General features: G+C 52.6%; 9 protein-coding genes. 6 read left to right on the top strand and 3 right to left on the bottom strand.

Features of this window, described 5'->3' with window-relative positions:
- Positions 1-268: 268 nt before the first annotated feature.
- From SH528x_RS12500 to SH528x_RS12490, 3 genes are all read left to right on the top strand, one after another.
- Complete coding sequence (locus tag SH528x_RS12500) at positions 269-772, top strand: TIGR03067 domain-containing protein (protein WP_442510852.1); 504 nt, start codon at positions 269-271, stop codon at positions 770-772.
- A 209-nt stretch (positions 773-981) separates the two neighbouring features.
- Positions 982-1,485 carry a hypothetical protein gene (locus SH528x_RS12495; RefSeq protein WP_442510851.1) on the top strand — a complete coding sequence of 168 codons (504 nt, stop codon included), beginning with the start codon at positions 982-984 and terminating at the stop codon, positions 1,483-1,485.
- Positions 1,486-1,500: 15 nt separating this feature from the next.
- Complete coding sequence (locus tag SH528x_RS12490) at positions 1,501-2,046, top strand: DNA helicase UvrB (RefSeq protein WP_442510850.1); 546 nt, start codon at positions 1,501-1,503, stop codon at positions 2,044-2,046.
- Positions 2,047-2,188: 142 nt separating this feature from the next.
- Here the strand turns inward: SH528x_RS12490 and SH528x_RS12485 are convergent, their stop codons facing one another.
- Complete coding sequence (locus SH528x_RS12485; protein ID WP_442510849.1) at positions 2,189-2,548, bottom strand: hypothetical protein; 360 nt, start codon at positions 2,546-2,548, stop codon at positions 2,189-2,191.
- A gap of 585 nt (positions 2,549-3,133) precedes the next feature.
- On the opposite strand from SH528x_RS12485, the gene SH528x_RS12480 reads away from it, so the two are divergent.
- Positions 3,134-5,524, top strand: coding sequence for a POTRA domain-containing protein (locus SH528x_RS12480; RefSeq protein ID WP_442510848.1), 2,391 nt, complete (start codon positions 3,134-3,136; stop codon positions 5,522-5,524).
- 245 nt (positions 5,525-5,769) lie between these two features.
- Here SH528x_RS12480 and SH528x_RS12475 read toward each other — a convergent pair whose 3' ends face one another.
- Positions 5,770-6,768, bottom strand: coding sequence for a M28 family peptidase (locus tag SH528x_RS12475; protein WP_442512117.1), 999 nt, complete (start codon positions 6,766-6,768; stop codon positions 5,770-5,772).
- Positions 6,769-7,230: 462 nt separating this feature from the next.
- Here SH528x_RS12475 and SH528x_RS12470 point away from each other — a divergent pair, with 462 nt between their 5' ends.
- Both SH528x_RS12470 and SH528x_RS12465 read left to right on the top strand, forming a co-directional pair.
- On the top strand, positions 7,231-10,020 hold the full coding sequence (locus tag SH528x_RS12470) for a DEAD/DEAH box helicase (protein ID WP_442510847.1): 2,790 nt from the start codon (positions 7,231-7,233) through the stop codon (positions 10,018-10,020).
- A 372-nt stretch (positions 10,021-10,392) separates the two neighbouring features.
- A complete protein-coding gene (locus tag SH528x_RS12465) occupies positions 10,393-10,875 on the top strand; it encodes a hypothetical protein (protein ID WP_442510846.1) in 483 nt (160 codons plus the stop codon).
- 61 nt (positions 10,876-10,936) lie between these two features.
- Here SH528x_RS12465 and SH528x_RS12460 read toward each other — a convergent pair whose 3' ends face one another.
- The gene (locus SH528x_RS12460; protein WP_442510845.1) at positions 10,937-21,148 is read right to left on the bottom strand and encodes an Ig-like domain-containing protein; all 10,212 of its coding nucleotides are present in this window, start codon (positions 21,146-21,148) and stop codon (positions 10,937-10,939) included.
- Positions 21,149-21,510: the final 362 nt, after the last annotated feature.

Genomic DNA, 21,510 nt, shown 5'->3' with positions numbered 1-21,510 from the left:
CATCGCATATCAATTGGGGGAAAGTGATGCATGAGGTCGGATTGAATCGGACGTCTCCAAGATGACGAAAACGTTGATCGACCTCCTCGGTTTCCTCCTGTTCGCTTCATTCTCGTTGGGCAATCAGCCCATGAATGGATATGTACGGGGAAATATTGCGCGGCCGACGGACGTCTGGTATCTTATTGCTTGGGCTCGATCGGATGGTCGAGTCAACATCCGTTCCTGAACACTCCATGGTGATTCGATGCAATGCCGCCCGCTTATTATGATTCTCTGCCTCGTCGTGTCGCCCATCGCCGTGGGCGATGAAACCAACAACGTCGAACGTGCTGAATCCTCTGAAATTCACAGCAATTTCCAGTACGACGGGATTTGGAAGCCCAAAGGCGCACTTCTTGGCGGCGTCTTGTTGCCACCGCCTGCGCTGGCCGGAATCACGCTCCGAATCGATAAAGACAAGTACGAAGTTACCGTTGTTGGTGAAGATCATTCGGACAAGGGAACGTTCACTCTGGACGAAACAACCACTCCGAAACGAATGACAATCAAGAGCACCGCTGGCCCCAACAAGGGCAAGACGTTCCTCGCCATTTATGAGATCAAGAACGCCAATGCGATGCGTGTCTGCTATGACCTGTCCGGCAAAGACTTTCCCAAAGAATTCAAGGCTCCCAAGAACAGCGAGCTTTATCTCGTCGGCTATCGGCGGCAACTCCCCGATGCAAAAGACGCCAAAACCGAAACCACCGGCAATCGGGATGAGCAATAGTTTCTGCAAAGTTGTAGTCGAAAGATTGATCAACAATCTTCGTGAACCGGAGCGGCAAAACACGCGGAACTTGATATTGTTAAAAAACGCCAGGCCTCAAAACAGTCACGTTTAGGCGTATGATCGATCCGTCTGTCTCGACACAGAAACGGTCGCGATACGCAACCTCACCAGTCTTTCCCAACAATGGAATTAAAGGCATCACATCAATGCGACTCTTACAACACATGCTGACGTTTTCACTCTTGTTAACCACTACTGCTGCCTCCGCAGAACAGCCTGTTTCGGAAGATCACGCCAGCGTTCACATCGTGTTCGTCCTTCCCAACCTCATGCCTTCGCAATTTGGCAACAATACCCCAACCGCTCGAGTGGGTGACGTCATCATACCGATCGAGTCGGTTCGCCCCATTTCTGTCACGATCGATGGTGAGTTTGTTGGCCACGCAATGGTCGGCTACCAGAACGTTAAACCAGTATTCAACCTGCCAAGCGGTACACACGAATTCAAATTCGTTTGCAACGGTTTCAAAGCAACCTCGATCAAATTGAAAACACTTGGTGCTGGAAGCACGCAATACCTTGTCGTAAAGATGGAGCCAGGCTCACCGGACACAACCGACACGCTCGACGAAGAAGCATCGGATGCAAGTGCTGCGACCGTACCAAGCGGCTTGCATACTCCACCGAACCAGCGGTCGAAGGCGGATTAATACAACTGTACGGCCATGTATCACGTACCAACCAACGACACGTGGGACGCAAAGTTCATTGCGGATTCTCTTTGTCGCCAAAACTTAGCCGCCCACATCTTCGGCGATTCTGTGCGAGTAACATTGCCAGCGGCTCAACGTTTTTCGATGTTCGGCGAGCTTGTTCAGAAATTGTTTCCCGCACGGCCTCTCTATATCACGATCTCTTTTCACCCTGGGAATTTTATTCGAAATGTCACGTTAGAATACGCCTTCATGAAGGTACCACACGATTCCCCGTGCTTCGATAAGATTACCAATGCGATGTTTGAACGCGGGTACTTGGTCGAAGATGATCGAGAAATTGCTGCTCGCTATTGCCCCGAATCCGATGAGCTAACGGAATCATTTGACAGACTTGAGCAATTGCAGATTCAGTTGGAAGAATCGGTTCTGAATCGGGATTTTGAGAATGCCGTTACTGTACGCGACGAAGCAAAGATGATTGAGAAAAAGATCGAGACGATGCTTTTCGAAACGGTCCGTCGCACACCTCAAAGCGGGAATCGCGACGATTCATAACGCGAACGTTGCGGACAGGAATTAGTTTAAAGGCGAAAGGTTGAAAATCCGAAGCATTGCCCGCGAGCGTCTTGGGAAAGGTGTTTGTTACACAGAAAAATTGATGCGACAAAAAAACGGGAAAGACGGATCGTCGATTCCCTTATTCGTCGCGTTCAAAAATCTGACGGCGTATTTCGGGCTTCTTTTTCGATTGATATCGCAGCGTGCGAAACGCGTCCACGCCTGCCAAGACCATGATTACTAGCAACGCCAACATCACGCTCATCCAGCATCCGATCCAAACTCGTCCTGGACCAGCGAAGGCAGCGACGATAACCAGGATACCGCAAAGTCCAAACAGGACGTGAACCCAACGGCGTGAACGCATTCGCGACGAATAGTAATGCTGATCCAACCGATCGTCGTGTGACTCGCCGGCCCACCCTTGACGTTCGTTCCAGTGCAACCAGATCGCGAACGAAAGGAGCGTGACGCCGATAACAATACTGCCTGCGAACATAAGACTACTTTTTCTCTCTGGCTCGGTCATCCATCGGTAAAGCGCAACATGAAGCGAAGCTATCCGAAAGGGGTGCTTTTCAGAAAGACGGCATCGCTACGACAGCATACCCCAGGTTACCAACAAGAACGACGTCTATTTTCAATTACAAACGTCTCCTTTCTGGATTTACAACAATTGCTAAACTAAAAAGCAGACATTTTTTTCTGCAGAAATTCAGCACCAGATTCGATCGTCGCCAAGAATTTTAAGGCCGAAAACAAAAAGCCGTCCAAGCGTCGCAACCCGACTGCCACGGCACCCCATCCCCATACGACTCTCCCTCCACGTCGCCCTGGGATCTCCCCGTCGCTTAGAATGACGAATCGCTGGTTGATCACGCACCGAGCAACGGCCAACCACTCCAACGCATAACACGCAGCATCACGGATGCCAGAGGCACCGCTTCTCAGTACAGTGGCTAAAATCCGAGACGTTGTCTTGATTTCGACAACCGGCCACCGGCCCAACGCTACCGTGTTCGGTCACTCATCGGGACAGTCGAATTCCATATTGGCAACGGTCATCCTTAACCACACGCGCCCCGTGAACCAACTTGATGGAGACTTAAAAGTGATTGCCTGGATCCGCGTTACCACATGTCTGATTCTGCTGCCAATCGCGATGCAAAGTATGATTTGCGGTACGGCAGCAGCAAAGACTAGTCCGATCGCCGATCGCATCGAAATAGTTGGTAATCGCAGCTTTTCCAAACACAAGTTGCTAGCGGAACTCAATGCTCAACCCGAATTCCTGATTGCCAGTCACGCTTACGGCGACTCATCCAAATTGGCAGGCGTGATTGAAACTCTGCTCGTGAAAGGATATCGCAACGAAGGATTTGATAAAGTCATCGTGAAATGCGAGGCAGTCGCGGCCGACGACGACTCCTCGCCATCGCGATGGGAGATCACGATCAATGAGGGCAAGCAAATTCGTTGTGGCCAGGTTCACATTCTGGCCGCGAAGCAGATCGACGCTCAAGCTCTGGTGCAACGCTTGACAGAGCCTTACGCCGATAGCACCGCATTCCCCAACTTTGTTGAAATCAACGGAATCGTAGCCACGCACTGGGTGAATGAAGAAGGAAAAGAATCGAAGTTGAAGGATCCTGTTTGGGAGATCGGTAACGAAGTCCGATTTGATTCCGAACTTCGTTTACGAAAACAGGTGATCCAAGCCATCGCAGACCTCGGGTTTTCGCATTCCGACGTCCTGGTCCGCTTCGACGTGGACCGCGACCAAATGACGACGGCTCTGACCGTCGAAATCCTTGATGAAGGAGTGGCCGACCGAATCAGTGAGATAGAAATCCATGGCAATTCGATCAACACGAACGCGCAGATCCTCGACTTCTTGAGTGTGACGATCGGTGACGCGATTGACCGTGATCAATTGCAACAATTGACAAAACGACTGTGGGACAGTGGCCGCTTCAAAAAGCACCGCTTTCGCTTTGACAAACAAACACTAACGCTTTCGTTGGAGGTGGAAGAGTGCAGCGGACTGCCGCCGATCGATGAACCGATCAACGATGTTGCGACGGTTCTAATGAAAGCGAGTCATTGGTTGTCGGGGGTTGCCGCCCGAGGCGATGACATTGAAATGTTCAATGATTGGGGCGACAGCAAACTGTTGGTCATCGAGTCGAGTGATGGACTGTTCGCAGAATTGAAGATAACCTCCGACACGATAACCGATGACCAATCCGAGACGGTGTCACTGCTCATCGACAGAGACGTCTTTGTATTGAATCATTCGAGACTGGCGGGATGTTTGCGAATCCCGCTGAGTTCGATGGATGGACAGATTCAATTCAGCACGGAACATTTTGCCGATCCGGAAGGGGACAAATTCATGAAGGGAACCTTTACGCTTTCAGGCACGACACGCCGTGATGAAAACGAAGGCCCGTTGAAATTCAGCTTCCGAAGCAGTCCGGTAAATTGGCTACCTCTGGCATACAAGGAATCGGTCGACCACCAATTTGTTGGCGGTGAATTGATCCTGACCCACGAAAGAGAAAGCATCCGCATCGATGTGGAAACGGGCAAAGTAAACCAATGGACGACACACAATGGGATGCTTCGTTTCGCACCAGGATTGCTTCAGGCAGCACGGTCGACTTATGTCAAGGAATTACCCGAAGCGGTCAATCGCAGTGACAAAACGGCAAAGCCGGTGACCGCCACGGTGGCCTACATCATCAGCGATCCGGTCGTCCAAACGCTGAATCGAGTGCGAAAAGAAGATCCACCGTTTATCGATCCACTCCTGATCTCGGCGATTCGCAAACTTGTCGACGGCGGCATGCTGCACGGCTTCGACGAAGCATTGACTTGGATGGACAACGAGAAAAGCGAGGAAGCGTTCCACATCCCCATGGACACACTGGAGAACCTTGACTCCGAACAGATATTCTGGAACGTGGGATCTCGCATCACGCTCTTGAATGTCGACAAAGTCTTTGAAGAGGGGACTTGGCCCTCGATACTGATCAAAGAATGCTGTCTACAACTATTGGGGGCTTCGAAATACGGCCCCAAGGTGTTGCAAGACCTCGCAAGCGACAATCAAAATGGCCCTATTTGCTTGGCGGCAATGACGTTGGCGCTGAAGCAATTTAAATCGGATTCGGTCAAACAATCGGCAAGCATCGGTTTGCAACGGCTGAACCCCGAGGCATTCGGCCGTGATTACGACGCGTTGACGGCCATCGTTGGCGACGATTTTCTGGTTCGCTTGCGAAGCAGTCTTGCGACATTGACGGAACAGGAAACGGCACTTTTGTCAAACGTTTTGAGGGCTCCCGGCTTTGGACGCTTCTTACGACACATTCAACAAACCCCGATTAAAGCGGGGGAGAACGAGAGCCAATTTTGGTATCGGGTGAGCCACGATCCGCTCGAAGCGTGGTTGAGGCAGAATGCAGGCTAGTGGTTTGTCAGCGTTGAATTTTAGGGTAGTGGACGAGGCCACGAGTCCTTGAAGTGCGATAAATCGCAGGGACTCGTAGCCTCGTCCACTACAGCCAACCCTAAATTTGACAAACATGGATCGTTCCGCGATCCAACGTTCTGATCGCAGAGCGATCAGCGACATTCCGCCAGCTGCCTTGCCGAAATTCGGCGTTTCTGCGGTCTAGCCTACAACCCACATCACTTCCGTCACGCTGCATTGCGTTATCGGCCTGTACCGGATTGTGCCAAAAGCCATTGGTGGACGACCCAGACCACCGCAGCGAGCGACTCTCCGCTACAGTTTTCGGGGACATCCTTTTCGGTGTGCCAGTAGGACTTCACTCCATATCCGGGACGCGGATAGTCAAAGTCAATGATGTCGATCGTTGGAATCTTTGCGATTTCGTTTAGCGACAAGTGGTCGTCTTCGAGCGTGTGTCGACTGCGAGGTACAAAAGCTCGCACACCGAGACGACCTGCGACATCCCAGACGCTGCGAGCCAAACTGCGTGCGTGCTTCAGGCTGTTGTTCTCGTAGTAGATCTGCAAATTTTTATCGCCAACCATGTCCAACAGGATCCCGGCTTGGTAAGGATGCTGCGGCGGAGCTGCGGCGTACTTCTTGGCAAAAAAGGTCGAGCCGAGAAAATAATCGTCGCGTCCTTGCTCGAACACAAATTCTTCGCCATCGAACAAGACCATGTCGACACCAATGTCCGCCGGCAAAGTTTTCATTTGATTTGCCAATTCCATCAACGCCGCCGTTCCGCTTGCTCCATCGTTGGCTCCGATAAACACTCCCTTCGGGTTGTTTTCGTCGCGATCAGGGAAGGGCCGAGTATCGTAGTGGGCACAAAACAGAAACCGTTTAGGTTGGTCGGCATTCCAGCTGGCGATTAGATTCCCAAGTGAAACGTTTTCACCGGTCTCCGGGTGTCGAATATCAAAAGTTTGCATCGACACTTCAGCCCCCGCTTTGCGGAAGAACCGCGTCAGCAATTCTTGTTGCTTCTGCATCCCGGCGGACCCTGAGGGTCGCGGTCCAATGTCACAAAGCTCGACCAAGTAACCAAACGCGCGATTCGCATCGTACTGGGCCGGAATCGGCCGCGCCGATGGACTTTCGATTCCCTCGGAACCGCGATCAAACCACCCCAATCCCATTCCAATGACGAGCAAGACGATGATCAATCCAAAAACCACAATGATGCCAAACAGCATCGATCGCAATAAGGCATCGGAGTGGGGTGCTGGGACTTTCACGTTGCCCGTATTTTTGGCTGAGGTCACTTCCTGATGATCCTGTGATGAAGTTTTGATGTGCGATTTCGATGAAGCATCGCCTGCGGATTGACTGCTTGATGTGCGTTGTCGAGCGTTGGCAGGAGAAGTATCGATCATCAATTGAATTCGTTTCGAGTGATTTGGTGAAGGGGCGGCGGCGTGACACAGCCATTCGGGCGGCAACGAAGGCACTCGCCTATTGTTGCGAATCAAGCTGAAATGACCTACGGGGATTGATACCGCTTCCCCATTTTTTCCCTGACACCGTTGAAAATAAGGTTGCTCAAACCGGCCTGATGCACGGCAAAGATCAGCCTCGGTACGATTTAGCCGCCAAACACGCTAAATTGAGACAAACTTATTCCGTTTGACCGCAATTTTCCCGAACGAGACACTGCTTTGCCGGACATTCGTTTCCGAGGTCAGCTGCGACCGTCACAAATCGAGGTCGCCCGGATCGCTAGCGAGCAACTCGCGATGGGAAAGCGACGGCTGCATATCGTGGCTCCGCCCGGCAGTGGAAAAACCGTCATGGGCCTTTATATCTGGGCCGAACTGGTGGGTAAACCTGCGTTGGTCCTTTCTCCCAATTCTGCAATCCAGGCCCAGTGGGCTGCACGGACTGAGTTGTTCGAGCATCGACATGGCATGGACCTCGCACCGTTGATCAGCACCGATGCACAAATGCCGGGATTGTTAACCTCGCTAACTTACCAATCAGTGACGCTGCCTGCGCGAGCAACCGATTTTACAGCCGCACGGGCATCCGATCTGTGGGCTCAAACACTGATCGATAAAGACCAAGCCGCTAGCGAACAGGAAGCGGATGATTGGATTGAAGGGTTACGCGATCACAATCCCAACTTTTACAACGAGCGTTTGGCATATTTCCGCAAACAAATCCGCGAAGAGGACGCGATCGGCGGTCGTGCAATGACGCTGTTGCATCGCACGTCGCTCGATGCCTTGGTGCGACTGCGTGACTACGGTGTCGGATTGCTGATCCTGGACGAGTGCCATCACTTGCTGGGACATTGGGGCCGCGTCTTGGCCGAAGTCAGCGACTATCTGGACGACCCTGTGATTGTGGGATTGACCGCGACGCCTCCGGATCGCGAGGGAAAGAAACGCGAAGACACCCAGCGTTACGATCATTTCTTTGGCAAGATTGATTTCGAGGTTCCGGTGCCAGCCGTTGTCAAAGATGGTTACTTGGCTCCCTATCAAGACCTCGCCTATTTCGTTCGTCCCAGCGAAAAGGAACTCGAATTCATCGCCTCGGTCGATCAACAATTCAGCAAACTGGTTGATGAACTCTGCCAACCCTGTGCAATTTCGGCCGAGCCCGGTTCGCTGATCCTGCGACCACCGGAATCACTGAACGACTGGATTCTCCGCGTGCTGCGAGACAAACAGCTTCCCACTCGCCAAGCATCGCAGTGGCGACAATTCTTTGCTGCGGATCCTCGCTTTGTAACGGCAGCGGCTTGGTTTCTGAAGTCCCAAAAACTGGCACTTCCCGAGGGAGTTCCTGAATTATTACCAAGCGACGAAACCGAGGAAGAGCAATGGGTCATTTTGATCGATCGCTACACGCGTCACTATCTTCGCCGCTCGCCGCACACCGCCGACCATGAAATGGCTATGCGTGCTGTCGATCGTTTGCGGATGCTCGGTGTGCAAATCACGGACTCGGGGCCGCGAGCGTGTGCGTCACCGGTCTCACGCGTGATTGCCTATACGCGAAACAAGACGCGAGCCGTTGTGCCTATTCTTCGTCACGAGGCAGATATTCTCGGTAAAGATCTTCGCGCCGTCGTGATCGCCGACTTCGAGAAGACATCGGCAATCACATCGGAAGTCGCCCACCTACTGGACGAAGAAGCGGGCGGGGCAGTGGCGGCGTTTCGGATGCTTCTAGACGATCCCGAAACGAACAAACTTGATCCGGTGTTGGTTACGGGTTCCTCAGTGTTGGTCGACACCGATCTACTGGAACGGGTCATGAGCGAAGCCAACGCTTGGCTGCACGAACGTTCCATCAAAGTCGAGCTTTCGTCAGAAACGCAAGGGATGTTTCACGAGCTGAATGGCCGAGGCAGCGATTGGTGCCCGCGAGTTTACGTGGAACTGATGACGGAACTGTTCCAGCGAGGAACGACACGATGCTTGGTCGGTACTCGTGGATTGTTGGGCGAAGGATGGGACGCCAACTCCGTCAACGTGCTTGTGGATTTATCAACCGCCACCACGTCGATGACCGTCAACCAATTGCGTGGCCGATCGCTTCGTCTCGATCCCAAACAACCTCGCAAACTCGCCAATAACTGGGACATCGTCTGCATCGCCCCCGAGTTCCGCAAAGGGTTGGATGATTACCGCCGCTTTTTGCGAAAACATGAAACGATCTTTGGGCTGTGTGATGATGGAGCGATCGAAAAGGGGGTGGGACACGTGCATGCCGCTTTCACCGAACTGAAACCAGAACTTGTCGAAGGGAGTGTTGCCGATTTGAACACCGACATGTTCGTTCGTGCGGGCAAACGCGACGACGCGTACCAGCTGTGGCAGATCGGGAAACCTTTTGGCGGCCGAGCGATCCGTGCGATCGAGTTCGGTTCGCATCGAGCCAATTTCGCTGCAGGCTACCCACCGTTTGCAAACGTCAACCTACCCTGGGATCGAATCCGATTGGTTTCTGCAATCAGCGAAGTCATTCTGGACTCATTGCGAGAGACCGGACAAATTTCCAGCGAGTCGGCGGTGCAGATTAACCAGCGAGACGGCGGCTATGTCCGGCTCTATTTGGACAACGCCACCGATGCCGAATCTCAACTGTTTGCGACTGCCGTCCGCGAGACCCTGAGCCCACTGTCGAGTCCCCGCTACGTGATTCCACGCTCAATCGATGTACCAGCGGATACCTTTGTCAATCGTTGGTTGCCGAAGATGATCCGCCCGTGGTTAGAACGTCGCGATCGAAAACAATGCATGTTGCACGCCGTCCCGAGCTCGCTAGCATCCAAACGCGAACTGGTCGCTGTTTTCGAGAAACATTGGAATGAAAAAGTCAGTCCCGGCAAAGCGATCTTTGTCAAAAACCCGCAGGGAGAACAGCTGGTTATCGACGCGATCCGCAATGATGCCACCCCCGCAACCATCGTCCACGAAAAGGAAATGTTCTTGTAATCCCTAAATGGTATGCCGCACGGCAGATCTCACGTCGTCAACAATTAATGTGAGAGGCTTAGCTGATCGAAATCGCCCACAAACGCCCCAGCATGCAGTGGGGGATCCCGATCGAACAATCCAAAGCCGAGGCCGAGACAATCAGCGACGAAATTACGATGTCGCTATTGCAGCAACCGAACGGTCTGGAAGCAGCGTAATCTGAAATTCTCAGCAACACGTATTAAATCCTGCTCGCGTTTCATCCGCGATTGGATAATGATAGTGTTGGACCGACAATGACCAATATCGCTTTGCGGCACCCTGTGTGTCTGACATTTTTTTCACGCCAGCGGATTTGATATGGGATTTCAGAATCAAGATTTATCTACGATGAATTGTTCACTGCAACCCGATAGCAAAGAAGTGCATTGGTGCAGTTCATTGCCCGCCGAGGCGACGGATTCGCTTGATCAATTGCTTTTCCACAACCCAAACCAGGGTATTTGGAATGAGTTTCTCGAGGCGACCATCGCGCGTGTCGGTTCCCCCGTGATCCATACACGCAGTGACGGCCGCATCTTTATCGAACTTGAAACACCGGGTGCGGTTCAGTCACTTGTCGCTGTCTTCGATTCCGAGCCCGTTGGTGCCGTAGTGTACTCGCGAATGGATGAATCGTTGCGAGTGTTGTTTCTCGCAGTACACGAGGAGTGGACCCTGGTAAATCGAGGTAGCGATGCCATTTTCTTCCAGGTGATCGACCGACTCGATTCGATTGCCCAGCGGATTGCTGGCATTCAAAACGTCGTGTTCTTTCCTGGCAGTGAGCGAGAGTTACGTTTCAAGGTAAAAAAACGCAACGGAATCTCGTAGGTTGATCCCGCTATTCAGCGAAGCCGCTCGCAAGAAATGATTCGTCATCACGACTTGAATCTCACAGGCCAACGACATCCGCGAGCAATTTGATTTGATCTCCTGCAGATTCCATTGCCGGATGAGTCCCCGGTTCGTCTTCCGAAAGATCTACGCTTTGCGACTTTGAGATTTCGTGCGTGACATCAAAATTTCCCGCGAGACGATCGCTTGCTTCTTCCTCCGGCTCGTTCAAATTATCGCGATCCTCCCATTGCGAAAACACTTTGTCTGCGGCCTCGGCCTGCACATCCAAAGCTAGCGGGTCCGTGTTGGTCTGGAACCCAAGAGCGTTGACAACCACCAAGGCATCGAGCGCCGTTATCACTCCGTCATTGTTTACATCGACCGACATTCTCGACTCTCCCGACGCCATGCGGGAATCATATTGGGTATTCAATGTGTTGATGACAATGAGTGCATCCAGGGCACTCACAGCCTCATCATGATTTACGTCCGGGGCCAATTTTTCATTATGCAGCGGTGCCTGGACATTCGGCTGAAAAAACGAAGCCGCCTGTACGCTTTCAACTTGTTGCGTTGTCAAAACGAGGGAAAGTTCCGTAGCAGAATTCAGAATAAGTGTCGCAGTAATCGACGGATCACTCGGGTGTGTATTTACAACCTGTGTCACGTCAGGCAACGGCCCATTGATTGACTTGAAAGTAACCACTCTTGGAATTTCGACTGGCGGTGGATCTGTCGAAAACTCCGAAAGGGCCCTCCCATTCAAGTCAACGACGACTGTAGATCCGGCCGGGAATTCGATGTTTCCATTTGACTCAAGCAATGTCGTAGCGATCTGAGGATCGGTCGGATGCAAGGTAATGTTCCATGGGCCACCGGACGTGACCACCTTTCCCTTCAACAACACGATGCCTCGATGATCCAGCGTTATCGCACCACCGTTCGTTTGAAGACTTGCACCTGTATCGACGGTGTTAAACGACTGAGGCCCCTGAGACAAGAAGTTTCCACCTCCCGTCGTGACCGCTTCGCCAACTTGCACCACTCCCTGATGTCGCAGTTCAAGATCACCACCCCCCGTGGCGATCGAAGCATAATTATCGGAGGTGAAACCATTGCCCGCTGACGTCATGCCTCCTCCATTGGTATCGACACGTCCATGAAGTCGTACATTTCCATTCGTGTTCAGATGCAACGCTCCACCACCGGTAATCACTTGGAATAAGTCGACATCGCCGGCATGCGTAATCGAAACACCTCCATCCACCAGTGGTCCCGACGAATCAATCTTCGTCAGATAGCCGTCAATCCGAAAGAATCCGCTCTCGCTTTGTGATACGAATTCGCCACCCGCTGAGAGCACACTGTTTCTCAGAATCACATCCGCAACATCACTTAGTCGGATGTCCCCTCCTTGACTTACCAGTTGCCCAAAAGTGCTCGTCTCAAATGTTCCGCCTCCGATGACCTGCACACTACCACCCGCGGTTCGCAATTGATTGCCGAGATAGATGCTTTCAGAAAAATCAAACTGCGCATCGGCTCCGCCCGTATAGAGAATGACATAGCGGTCCGAGGTAAAATTGGCTCCGGCCGTGCGAAAGTGCTCCGCCCCGCCACCTCGCATGTCAAGTTGCCCGAGCAATGTAACATTAGAATCGGATTCAATATCCACCGAACCACCTCCGGTGGTCACCGCATGCAGCACCACGTCCCCCAGGTGATCAACAAAAACATCTCCTCCGCCGTTTGTTCCGTTGGTCAGAATCTTGGCTGCATAATGGGTGACGGTCAGCGATCCACCACCTTCAGAGTGGAAGCTGCCGCCTTTGGTCACAATGTCCGCGCCGATTCGCACATCGCCGACGTGATTGAGCAATACATTTCCACCTTCGGTTCGGATGGGGCCATTTCGTTCGGAAAGGAACGTCACTCCAGCGGCTGTAAAATTGCCCCCTCCCATTTCAATCGGGGCCCGAATTGCGATCTGCTCCGCCTGAAGGGTTAGGTCGGCACCATCGAGGCTGTAAAGCGATCCTCCCACCTCAATTTGGTCATCGCCACCGTTTCCATCAATTAAAAGTGAGCCAATCGGATTTTTCAATTTCAAGTCGACGAGCGTTGGCCCCACCAACAGAAAAGATTTGTCACTGATTGCTTGCACTTGAACTTGGTCACTGCTATTCGAAAGCGAGATCTCAGTATGCGTCACTTCGCTGTTCGTGTTCAACGACTCCACACTTTGAAATCGGATCCGTGATGGCGAAGAGCCTACTTGTCCAACCTCGACTTCCCCACTGCCTGCATCGGCTCCGATGAAAACCTTCATCCAATCGAGTTGCCCGCCGACCAATGACAAGCGGTCGATTCCTCCAAGATCCTTGCCGTCCCACGTGACCCCTTTCGCAGGAAGTGGGTCACCACTGGAAAATTGAATTGTCAGCGAATCCGCGGTACCTGAATCACCCGAGATCAGGAAGGCGTGGTCGGTTCCAACAGGCTCGCGTGCGAGCAATTGCCCATTCCGAGTGAGTACGATCTCATCTGATGTTGGATCACGAGTCAGTAGGTAATCTCCGCCGCCAATAAACTGCAATGCAGTCGCCTCTACCTTTGTCACGCGAATTGACACGGTGGCCGAAGCACTTGCCCCTAACGAATCGTACACATGATAGGTCACGTGATCTTCAATGACTTCACCGATGGCAAGACTCTGGATTTGTGAGGCCGAGGCGGGGTCGTATCGAAACCCGTTGTCAGACTGCGGTGTCAAAGTCGCCCCCAATTCGCTGACAAATGGTTCCGATAGGCTGACCGACAACATGTCGGACTGGTCGACGTCAGAGTCATTAGCGAGTAATGCGTCAGCAGAGACAAGCAACGACGATTCGCTGTCAGAATCGAACACGTCATCCTGGGCAACCGGTGCCGCATTGGCCCCCATGACATGAATCGTAACCGTCGACTCGCTTGCAGCGCCATGGGCATCCGTGACTCGAAATACCAGTATTTCCTCGGCAATCTGACCGAATGGCACGTCGGAAAACTGCCCAGCAGGATCGAAGCTAAAGTATCCCGCTCCCAAGTCCACAAATTCGCCTCGAGATGGAAGCGTTTGCCATTGGTATGTCAGCGAATCGGCATCATCGTCTCTATCCACGTCCGACGCCTGCAATCGGGATGTGAACACGGAATCATGTTCCCCGAATTCAAACACCTGTGCGATTGCAAGCGGCGAATCGTTCACACCCATCACTGTCACACTGACGTTTGAAGTGTCGCTGCCTCCGTGACCGTCGTTTACGGTGTAAGAAAACGTATCCAATTCCGTCTCACCACTCGGCAGCGTATCGTAACGACCTACCGGATCGTAAATGATCGTATTATCAGGACTGATCGAAACGGCGCCCTTCGTCAAGGCCGTATCAATGCTTTCCACGCTGAGCACATCCGCTTGGTCCACATCGAAATCGTCTGCCAATACGTTGATTTCGATGAATTGGTCTTCGGTGGTGGATGCGATGTTGTCCGCAGCGTGGGGTGAGTCGTTCACGCCAACGATCGTCACATTGACCGTCGCCGTAGATGTCTGGTCTTGTCCATCAAAGATCGTGTATTGGAACGAATCGCTCGCGGTCACACCGGATGACAGGTATTCAAATTGACCATCAGGATCGTAAGTGACAGTGCCATCGGGATGAAGTACAACGGAGCCGCGTGTCGCATCACTGTCAATCTGCGAGACTGTCACACCGCTTGACGATTCGCCATCATTTTGCAACACATCGATCAAAGCAGGTGTCTGCTCGTCGGTGGTTGCTTCGTCATCCACGGCGTTAAACCCGACGCTCGTGCCATTAATGGTGACCCGAACCTGAGCAGTGGATAATGCGGAGTGGTCATCACGGATCGTGTAGCTAAACAGGTCCTCTGCCGATTGCCCAAACATCAAATCGTCAAATTGGCCATTGGGCGAATAGGTGACGGTGTAATCTGGATTCAAAACCACCAGACCGATCGTATTGGAGGTGTCAATGCTGTCGACAACAAGCGACGACGAATCCACATCGGTATCGCCCACCAAAACGTCAATCACAACCGAAGCCGCTTCGTCGGTCGTCGCAAAATCGTCGACGGCGACGGGGGCATCGTTGACTCCGGTCACCGTCACATCGACCTTGGCAGCGGCACTACCACCTTGGCCATCGTCGATCGTATAAAAAAATGTATCGGTTGCCGTCTCTGCTTGCCCCAGGCTTTCGAATCGTCCTGCCGAGTCGTAGGAAACGCTTCCATCGGTTCCCACTGTCACAGGGACGCCGAGCAAACTTTCTGTATCAAAGGAAGTAACAACCAAAGCGGTACCTTGATCGTTCGACAACACGCCGGGTGATGCAATGTTCAGCGAAAGACCTTCGCCGACGGAGTAGGAATCGTCGACCGCAACCACGGAATTGCCAATCGGTTGCGAGTTCGCAAGAGCGGCGACTTCTTGGTCATCCAGTCCGCGTGAATAGATTCGAACATCGTCCAGCGTTCCTGCTAGATAGCGAGCGCTACCACGCCGGTCGGCTCCCATGTACACGTTGATTGACGCAAGGGGTCGCGGTGCCCCTGTTCTACTGGTCGCCAATACGCCGTCGATGTAGATCGACGTCGTTCCATCATCAGCGCGGACGCCGACAACATGATGCCATTGCCCGTCGTTAACTTTTTCGGTCGTTTGAACAACCGGGCCATATAAAGAGCCGCCAAACGTCCAGAACCGGACATTCCCAGACTCGGTCAATCGAAATACATATTGTCCGTTGTAGTCCCTTCCTCGCTGCTGGACAATGACTTGATCTTTCGACGCAGTTGTTCGCACCCAGGCCGCGACGGTGAAGCCGCCCGTACCGATAATCGCTGGACTCGTTCCCAAGTCCACGTAGTCATCGACACCATCAAACTCAAGACCTCCGGCTAAGACACCGGTCGTCCAAGTCGGACTTCCGACAAGCGTTCCGCTGTGTTGATTGCCAGAAATGTCCGCGGCTGTTGTTCCAGCAGAATCGTCAAGTGTCCAATGTCCAACCAGAGTCGAACCGGAATCTGGCTGATCGTCGCTGATGATGCTCAATGTTGCGCTATCGTTTCCGCCGATGGCATAGCCCTGGCCGCTCACCAACGTGACAGTGACGCTTTCTTGTGCTTCGACGAACGCATCGTCGTTCACATCGATACGCAAAACGAACGATGACGATCCGGCTGGAATGACCGCCGAGGTACCTATCGAAACGTAATCATCATCCAGAGTCGCCGTGCCAGAAACAACATAATGAACCGTAAGCGGCTGCGACAAATCGCCGGTGCGAGTTAATGTCAACTCGCCATCGTTGCTAGGCTCGGATGCTTCGCTATCGGTAACACTGACGCTAACCACCGGGAGCGCAGTGACGCCGGTAATCGTTACGACGACGGTCGCGGAAGCGAAACCACCGTTGCCATCGCTTATTTGATAGACAAATGAATCCGTCGCTGTTTCTCCAGCACTTAACTGATTGAATTGACCATTGGGGTCATACAAAATCGAGCCGTCCGATTGGATCTCGACCAAGCCTAATGTCAAGGAATCATTGACACTTTGCACTCGCAGTTGATCAGACACGTTGCCCGCAGAGAAACGAAAAACTTCGCCAAGGTAATCAACGACGTAGAGATTGCCCGCAACGTCTTCGCCAAACGATACGATCAGGTTGATCTCACCGACATCAGGAACAAGCACATCCGTCCAATCGGTAAAGTCGGTGTAGTTCGTGCCGTCATGGTCGGCTGCAGAATCGCCATTGAATCTCAGCGACCAAATTCTCTCGGTCACAAAATCGGCAAAGAAATAGTTTCCTTGCAAGGCGGCAATTGGACCACGATAGACGTAACCACCGGTGACCGAATATCCTTCGCTTGGACCAAATCCTTGCAAGTAATCGTAGACCGGATCGATTGCATTTGCGGGATCAGGATCGCTGACTCCTGGATTGGAAATCGTGCCTTCACGAGCTCGCCAACCATAGTTTTCCCCTCCACCACTGCCCGCGACTTGCACATTCACTTCCTCACGCGCGTTCTGCCCCACATCGGCGATGTAAAGATCACCGGTTAAGCGGTCAAAACTGCTTCGCCAAGGATTGCGAAGCCCATAAGCCCAGATTTCATCCGCTCCTGGATCACCCACTGCGGCAAACGGATTGTCTGTGGGGATCGCATAATTCGCGGTCGGATCTGATGGAAAGCCATCTTGGTCCACATCGATACGCAAAATCTTACCGCGCAGATTGTCAGTGAAATTCTGAGCATCCTGGTCAGTATCGTCACCCGGACCTCCGTCACCCGAGGCAATGTAGAGGAACCCCTCAGGCCCAAATCCAATCCATCCTCCATAGTGATATTTGTCGACTTGGGGTATGCCTAAGATCGGTGTCGCGCTGCTGGGATCGGCAGTCAAACCGTCCGCGTTTGCTTGGTATTGTCGAATCAACGAATCCTCGTTGAGATCGGTCATATAAACGTAAAACAGTCGGTTCGTTTCATAATCAGGATGGAAGGCAAGCCCCAACAAACCACGCACGCTTCCATCGACATAGGAGCGATCTGTAATCGTTAGGAACGGAGTTGGGTTGACTAGGCCGGTGTCCAAATTAAGAATCTTGATTTGGCCTTCCTGTTCTGCGATGAATAGAAAATTCGGTTGACCCGGCGCAGATGTCACCAAGACCGGACTGGCCAAACCCGATGCGACACGCTCGATAAACAACGAAGACGGTGTTCGGTCCAAATCAGTGTCGTTGTCGAGCACGTTGATCGTGACGCTGAGATCTTCGGAGGTAATTGCCGTGTCATCCAGCGCAACGGGCACATCGTTGATTCCTGTAACGGTGACATTCACGACTGCCGTATCCGTACCGCCGTTCTCATCCACGACGGTATAGGTAAACGAATCCACTATTGATCCACCGACTCCGAGATGATCCAAAAATCCAACAGGATCATAGGTGATGGTATCGTCGGGATTCACAGTAACGGCCCCCACAGTCGCAGATACATCCACACTTTCTACGTGCAACGTATCGCCGGGATCTCCGTCGTTAGACAACACTGCAATCGAGATCGGCGTCTCTTCGTTCGTCGAAACATTATCATCCGTGGCTATGGAAACATGATTGCTTCCTAGAATCGTTACCGTCACGATTGCGGTGTCGCTTCCGCCATGTTCGTCGTCGATCGTGTACTGGAATGACTCTGTCGCCGATTCGCCAATCGCAAGGGAAGCAAACGCATTGCCAGGATCATAAGTGATCGTCCCGTTGGGATTGAGTTGGACCGTACCTTGTAAGCCAGATGAATCAATTCCGACCACACGAAGATTGTCGGTATTGTCGGGGTCTGCGTCGTTTGACAACACCACGATTTCAACCGCAATACCTTTGTCCGTGGTTGCTGTATCTGCGACGGCTTGTGGGGTATCGTTGACGCCTTGAACGCTCACTGCGACCTCGGCGGAATCGGTGCCCCCTTGTCCGTCGCTTACGGTGTAAGAAAACGTATCCGTTACGATTTCCCCGTCACCAAGAGAGTTGAATTGATCGTTCGGGTCGTAAGTGAACGTGTTGTCTGGATTTTGCGTCACCTGGCCGACCGTCCCCGTTGTGTTCACGCTTTGGATCGTCAACGTCGCCGGCAACTCCGGGGCTATATCGTTGGCCAAAACATCAATCGTTACCGGCGTCTCCTCATCGGTACTCGCGTTGTCGTTGAACGCAATTGCCGTCAACTGACCATTCGCAAGACGAAATGCTTCTTCAGCGTCCACCGCGCGATCGATGATTTGCACCTCATCCAACGATCCGTCGAGATACTTGATTCGATTTCGACGATCCGCACCAAAGTAGACGTTAATAGGTACGAGTGTGCGCGACGCGCCGACCGCACTTCCATCCAGCGTACCATCGATATAGATACGCATCGTGCCATTGTCCTCACGCACAGCGACAACATGATGCCATTGACCATCGTTTATGGTTTGCGTTGACGTTGCCGCAGGTCCCGCAGCAAAATCGCCAAACGTCCAAAAATAAACTTGCCCCGATGCCTTGATCTCAATGGCGTACTCTCCGTTGTACGTTGCTGCACTTCTCTGTTGGACGAGGACTTGATCGCGATTCGCGGAAGTCCGCACCCAGGCCGCTACCGTGAAGCCATCTTTTCCGACGACCGAGGCATCCATTCCTGCATCTGCAAAATCGTCAATCCCATCGAATTGCAAACCGCTGCCAACGACACCCGAATTCCAAACGGGTTCGCCCACCAGCGTCGCATCATTTGCATTGCCAGAGCTATCCGCGGCGAGTGCGCCACTCGATTCGTTCAAGTTCCAATAACCGAGCAACGCAGGGTCAGCCGGAATCACTTCGTCGCTGGTAATACTGACCGAGGCCGTTACGTCCGAACCAAAGTCGTAGGAAGCGTCTGTCACCAAAGCAACCGTGACGTTTTCGACATTTTCGATTTCATCATCGTCAAGTACGATCACAGGTAGCGACACTGTCATCGCCCCGCTAGGAATAACAATCGAGGATCCGATTGACGTGTAATCATCACCAGGATCAGCCGTTCCACTTACGGTGAAATGAACGGTCAATGCCTCGGACACGTCTCCGGTTCGTGTAAATGTAAATTCACCGTTGCCGGCCGGTTCCGACGCTGTAGCATCGGAAGCCGCAACGCTAATGCGAGGCAGAACAGTTGGCTGCGTGGATGTCGAAACGACGGACATCGCTTGTCCGCGGATATAGCGTGTATAGGTAGTGGAAGTGCCGCCATCATGTCTCAGAGTCCGCCACTCGATCGGATCGGTCTCCTGCATCACCCAGTCGCCGACCATATAAACATGATGGGTACTCTGGTCCGCGACAACGCTTTCCAGTCGCCAAGGAACCCTGCCATCCGAATCCGTGATCATCCCCCAATCGACGACACCACCTGAGGGATCGTTAACGTCAATACCATACAGGTGAAGCCGCACTCCAGTGTCAGCAGACGCATCCCAATACTCGCCTGAATCGGGGAGCGCATCGATCTTTTCAGCACTACTCCCGTCACTACGTCGAACAAAATAGACATACCCATCGCTGTAATCCATGCCTCCTAGATAGCTCGAACCAATCCAGGCAATTTCGCGAAACGCATCCGATAAATCACCGTCCAATGTTTTGCTGGCGTCAAACTCCCATAAAGAACCGCCGGAACTTTCCGCTAGTGGAGCGTTGGAGTCCCCCATCGTAAAGATAAACCGTTCATCATCAATGCTTTGGCCATAGCGCCACCACGTCGCATCTTGATAGACCGAGGGTTGCCCAGGATTATCGTGCTGCGTCATCGTTGGCAAGGCACTTTCGAACGTATCGATCGTCCCCGTTGCTGCACGAGCGACAAATAGTTTGTCCTGCCCGCCCTCCATCGTTACCCAAGCATCGCCGCGACTGTCGACGTGCATCGTAAAAATTGCTTTGCCTCCGTTTTCGGAGGGGTCGATCGAACCAAAATCTTGCATCGCACCCGACTCGATATGAGTCCGATACAAGTGAGTTCCCGTGGAAGTTCGGTCGGCAGCTGCCCACGGGGTTGCGACTGACCAAAGGTACTCACCGGCAGGATCGACGCCCACGGCCGAGTAAGTGGTGAAGCGAGCACGAGGGATGCCAAAGTCCCGGAACACGGGGTCCCCGGCCTCCAGTGAACCTAACTGATATCCAACTAGGTGAGATCCGGTGTAGGAATCAACCGCTTGGCTCCAGTAATTGCCTAGATGAGTCGCCCAGTACAACCAACCGTTTGACTCGACGATCGGGCTGTGCAGCTTTCCCTGCGGAACTTGCGACTGCGGATCCTCTCCCACGATCTCGCTGATATTTTCACCGATCTGTCGCACCACCGATGTCGCTGTATCAAGCTGGAAAAACATTCCCGCCGTATCATGGGCATGGGTGGACGACCCGAAATAGACATTGCCGTCCGACGCCACCATCGATCCTTGCCATTGCCCATCAAGCTTCGCTTGATATGGGTTTAAGGGGTAGAGATCGGCAACGAGCCCATCTAGCACGAACCGCTTTTCCAATGTCTCGAAACGTAGCGATGTCAGCCAAGATCGCTTGCGACGGAGGGAACGCACACGCCGAGGGGATTGGGAATCGAGACTGTGGCCACGCGGACTTCTTTCCAATCGTTGCATTGGTCGAGTCTCTCAATCTGCAAATTAGCCTCCAAGTGCCATTCTCAAGAGTTTGAGAAAACCCAATCTACAGGAGGCGAGAAGCGCCCCGATCTTACCCCCCCTTTCACTACGACGCCAACAAAACGCACATTCGTCCCCAAAACCACCCGTTTTACTGCACATATGAACAACGTCCGAAACGGATTGCGATCATCATTCACACCTTTATCCAGTTAAGATTTGACGGTATTGCGGGATGGATCTAATGCGAGCATCGTGTCTGTTGTGACACATGGATTTTTTGCACGGATCGTGACGAGGGACGGCCGATGAGATTAATCGCGGTACCCTCTGTTGACTCCACCACGTGCCCCCATATG

Source organism: Novipirellula methanifontis (assembly GCF_052161655.1).
Taxonomy (GTDB): domain Bacteria; phylum Planctomycetota; class Planctomycetia; order Pirellulales; family Pirellulaceae; genus Novipirellula.
Note: the sequence above shows the minus strand (reverse complement) of the source record. Positions and strands in the feature narration are given on the sequence as shown.

Excerpts from the sequence above, each read along its gene's own strand:
- SH528x_RS12500 (WP_442510852.1), top strand. The coding sequence starts at position 269 with ATGATTCTCTGCCTCGTCGTGTCGCCCATCGCCGTGGGCGATGAAACC.
- SH528x_RS12495 (WP_442510851.1), top strand. The coding sequence starts at position 982 with ATGCGACTCTTACAACACATGCTGACGTTTTCACTCTTGTTAACCACT.
- SH528x_RS12490 (WP_442510850.1), top strand. The coding sequence starts at position 1,501 with ATGTATCACGTACCAACCAACGACACGTGGGACGCAAAGTTCATTGCG.
- SH528x_RS12485 (WP_442510849.1), bottom strand. The coding sequence starts at position 2,548 with ATGTTCGCAGGCAGTATTGTTATCGGCGTCACGCTCCTTTCGTTCGCG.
- SH528x_RS12475 (WP_442512117.1), bottom strand. The coding sequence starts at position 6,768 with ATGCTGTTTGGCATCATTGTGGTTTTTGGATTGATCATCGTCTTGCTC.
- SH528x_RS12465 (WP_442510846.1), top strand. The coding sequence starts at position 10,393 with ATGAATTGTTCACTGCAACCCGATAGCAAAGAAGTGCATTGGTGCAGT.
- SH528x_RS12460 (WP_442510845.1), bottom strand. The coding sequence starts at position 21,148 with ATGCAACGATTGGAAAGAAGTCCGCGTGGCCACAGTCTCGATTCCCAA.